The organism is Ruegeria alba (assembly GCF_022321465.1).
Classification (GTDB): domain Bacteria; phylum Pseudomonadota; class Alphaproteobacteria; order Rhodobacterales; family Rhodobacteraceae; genus Ruegeria_B; species Ruegeria_B alba.
On record NZ_JAKOEM010000045.1, the window covers coordinates 1 to 4,256 of the forward strand.

2 protein-coding genes are annotated in these 4,256 nt (G+C 67.0%); both read right to left on the minus strand.

Features of this window, described 5'->3' with window-relative positions; genetic code table 11:
* Positions 1-2,750 (minus strand): formate dehydrogenase subunit alpha (gene fdhF, locus MB818_RS21545; protein ID WP_234164071.1); only part of this gene is annotated, 2,750 nt, incomplete at its 3' end.
* 1 nt (position 2,751) lies between these two features.
* On the minus strand, positions 2,752-4,256 hold a 1,505-nt coding region (locus MB818_RS21550), incomplete at its 5' end, for an NADH-ubiquinone oxidoreductase-F iron-sulfur binding region domain-containing protein (protein WP_238906455.1).

Sequence of the window (4,256 nt, forward strand, 5' to 3'; positions counted from 1 at the left end):
TCGACCCTTACGGCTGCGTATTTGAACTCTGGTATTTTTCCGTATGGGTCGAGGGCTGCGTTTGTGAGGATGTTTGCGGCGGCTTCGACATAGGCGAAGGGGAGGAAGACGTTGTCCTGTGCGATGGCGCGGTCGGCGCGGACCATGACCTGGACGCTGCCGCGCCGTGTGGTGAGGCGGATCATGTCGCCGGGCTCGATGCCCATGGCGCGCAGGGTGGCGGGGTGCATCGAGCAGTTGGCCTCGGGCTCGACCGCGTCGAGCACGGTGGCCCGCCGGGTCATCGAGCCGGTGTGCCAATGCTCCAGCTGCCGCCCGGTGATCAGCACGAAGGGATAGTCCGCATCGGGCCGCTCGTCGGGTTCGACGATCCTGGCCGGGGTGAAGCGGGCCCGCTTGTTGGCGCGCGGGAAGCCGTCGCCAAAGACGATGGCCTGGCCCGGATCCTCGGGGCTGAGCGAGGGATAGGTCACCGCCTCGCCCTCGAGCCGCTCCCAGGTGATGTTGTCGAGCGATTTCATGTTCCGCTTCATCTCGGCAAAGACCTGGCTGGGGTGGGTGTAATCCCAGTCGAGGCCCAGGCGCCTGGCCAGTTCCACCTCGATCCACCAGTCTTCGCGCGCCTCGCCCGGGGGCGCCACGGCGGGGCGGCCCATCTGCACCTGGCGGTTGGTATTGGTCACGGTGCCGGTCTTTTCCGCCCAGGCGCTGGCCGGCAGGATCACGTCGGCATAGTTCGCCGTTTCCGTCAGGAAGATATCCTGCACCACCAGGTGGTCGAGCATCGCCAGCGCGGCGCGGGCGTGGTCCACATCGGGGTCGGACATGGCCGGGTTCTCGCCCAGGATATACATGCCCCTGATGTCGCCATGGTGGATCGCATGCATGATCTCGACCACGGTCAGCCCCTTCTGGTTCGAGAAGTCGCCCGAGTTCCAGACAGAGGTAAAGGCCGAGCGCACGCCATCATCGGTGACCGACTGGTAATCGGGCAAAAACATCGGGATCAGCCCCGCATCGGACGCGCCCTGCACGTTGTTCTGACCGCGCAGGGGGTGCAGGCCCGCGCCGGGCTTGCCCACATTGCCGGTCATCAGCGCCAGAGAGATCAGGCAGCGCGAGTTGTCGGTGCCATGGATATGCTGGCTGACGCCCATGCCCCAGAAGATCATGCCCGCCTTGCCCGCCGCGAATGTGCGCGCCGCGTCGCGCAAATCACCGGCCGCGATGCCGCAGATGGGCTCCATCTTCTCAGGGCTGTACTCGGCCAGATGCGCCTTCATCTCCTCCCAGTTCTCGGTGAACTGGTCGATATAGGCCTGGTCATACAGCCCCTCTTCGACGATCACGTTCATCATCGCGTTCAGCATCGACACATCCGCGCCCGGCTTGAACTGCAACCGGTGGGTGGCAAAGCGGCCCATGCCGACGCCGCGCGGGTCGCAGACGATCAGCTTGCCGCCGCGTTTGGTGAACTGCTTGAAGTAGGTCGCCGCCACGGGATGGTTCTCGATCGGGTTGCAGCCGATCACGATGGCCACATCCGCGTTCTCGATCTCGTTGAAGGTCGCGGTCACCGCGCCCGAGCCGACATTCTCGAGCAGCGCCGAGACCGAGGAGGCATGGCAGAGCCGGGTGCAATGGTCGACATTGTTATGGCCAAAGCCCTGGCGGATCAGCTTCTGGAACAGATAGGCCTCTTCGTTCGAGCATTTGGCGCTGCCGAACCCCGCCACATAGCTGCCCTTCTGCGCGCGCAGATCGGCCAGGCCGCGGGCGGCAAAATCCAGCGCCTCCTCCCAGCTCGCCTCGCGGAAATGGCTCAGCGGATTGCCCGGGTCGACGTTCAGCCCCTTGGGCGCGCCCTCCCGCCGGATCAGCGGCTTGGTCAGCCGGTGCGGGTGGTCGATATAGTCAAAGCCGAACCGCCCCTTGACGCAGAGCCGGCTTTCATTGGCCGGACCGTCGACGCCGGTCACGTATTTGATCTTGTTGTCCTTGACCTTGAAGCTCAGCTGGCAGCCCACGCCGCAGAACGGGCAGACGGATGTCACCTCGCGGTCGTAATCGGCGCTGTCGCCATGCTGATAGCTGTCCAGCACGGTCGCCGGCATCAGCGCGCCGGTCGGGCAGGCCTGCACGCATTCGCCGCAGGCCACGCAGGTCGAGGCGCCCATCGGGTCGTTCTGGTCGAACACCACCTGCGCCCCGGCCCCGCGCCCGGCCATGCCGATCACGTCGTTCACCTGCACCTCGCGACAGGCGCGCACGCAGAGATTGCAGTTGATGCAGGCATCCAGATTGACCCGCATCGCCACATGGCTGTCGTCGAGCAGCGGCACATGCGCCGCGTCGCGGGCCGGAAAGCGGCTCTCGCTCACCCCGTTCAGATCGGCCATGGCGTGGAAATGGCTGGACGCGTCATGCGCCACCTCGGGCTGGTCGGCCAGCAACAGCTCGACCACCATCTTGCGGGCGCCCTCGGCGCGGGCGCTGTCGGTGGTGACCACCATGCCCTCGGCCACCGGCCGGATGCAGGAGGCCACCAGCGTGCGCTCGCCCGCGACCTCGACCATGCAGGCGCGGCAATTGCCGTCCGGGCGATAGCCCGGGTCGGGCTTGTGGCAGAGATGCGGGATCACCAGGCCGCGGCCATGCGCCGCCTCCCAGATGGTCAGCCCCTCGGGCACGGTGACCTCTTCGCCATTGAGGGTGAAGCTCACCATCTCGACATGTGCGCCGTCGGCCATCTCAGATCTCCTCCGCGAAGTGTTTCATGGTCAGCCGGATCGGGTTCGGCGCCGCCTGGCCCAGACCGCAGATCGAGGCATCCGCCATCACCTGGCACAGCTCTTCCAGCAGCGGCCGGTCCCAGTGTTCGGCCTGCATCAGCTGGACCGCCTTTTCGCAGCCCGCCCGGCAGGGGGTGCACTGGCCACAGCTCTCGTCCTCGAAAAAGCGCAGCATGTTCAGCGCCGCGTCGCGCGCGCTGTCCTGCTGGCTCAGCACCACCACCGCCGCCGAGCCGATGAAGCTGCCATGCGGCTGCAACGTGTCGAAGTCGAGCGGGATGTCATCCATGTCGGCCGGCAGCAGGCCCGAGGACGGGCCGCCCGGCTGATAGGCCTTGAACACATGGCCCGCCGCCATGCCGCCCGCCGCCGCGATCACGTCGCGGATGGTCGAGCCCGCCGGCAGCAGATGCACCCCGGGCTTCGCCACCCGGCCCGAGACCGAATAGCTGCGCAGGCCCTTGCGGCCATTCTTCTCGACCGAATTCAGAACCTCGGGTCCCTCGCGGCAAATCCGCGCAACCCAATGCAATGTCTCGATATTATGGACCAGCGTCGGACGGTCGAACAGACCCACCTGCGCCACGAAGGGCGGCCGGTGCCGGGGCAGCCCGCGCTTGCCCTCGATGCTCTCGATCATCGCGCTTTCTTCGCCGCAGATATAGGCGCCCGCGCCCCGGCGCAGGTCGATATAGCCTTTGGCCACGATCCCGGCCGCCTCCAGCGCCGCGATCTCGGCGGCCAGGATCTCCAGCACGGCGGGATATTCGTCGCGCATGTAGATATAGCAGGTCTCGGCCTCGACCGCCCAGGCCGCGATCAGCATGCCCTCGAGGAACAGATGCGGCACCCGCTCCAGGTAATGGCGGTCCTTGAAGGTGCCCGGCTCGCCCTCGTCGCCATTCACCGCCAGGTAACGCGGACCCGGATTGGCCCGCACAAAGCCCCATTTGCGCCCCGAGGGGAAACCCGCGCCGCCCAGACCGCGCAGGCCCGCCGACAGCACGCTGTCCTGCACCGCCTCCCAGTCGCCGCCCGCCCGCAGGTCCTTGAGCACCGCGTAGCCGCCCGCCGCCGCATAGGCGTCGAACCCCTCGTAATCGGGCAGATGCGCATGGGTATCGCCCGCCGCGATCGCCGCCCGCACCTTCTCCGGCGTGGCGTGATCGATATGGTTATGGCCCAGCTCCAGCACCGGCGCCGTGTCGCAGCGCCCCATGCAGGGCGCCCGCAACACCCGCACCTGGCCCGGATCGAGCCCCTCTTCCAGCGCCGCGCGCAGCTGCTCGGCCCCGGCCAGCTCGCAACTCAGCGAATCGCAGACCCGGATCGTCAGCGCCGGCGGCGGTGTCTCGCCCTCCTTCACCACGTCAAAATGCGCGTAAAAGGTTGCGGTCTCGTAAACCTCCGCCTGCCCCAGCTTCATCTCGAACGCCAAAGCCGCAAGATGATCCGCCGACAGAT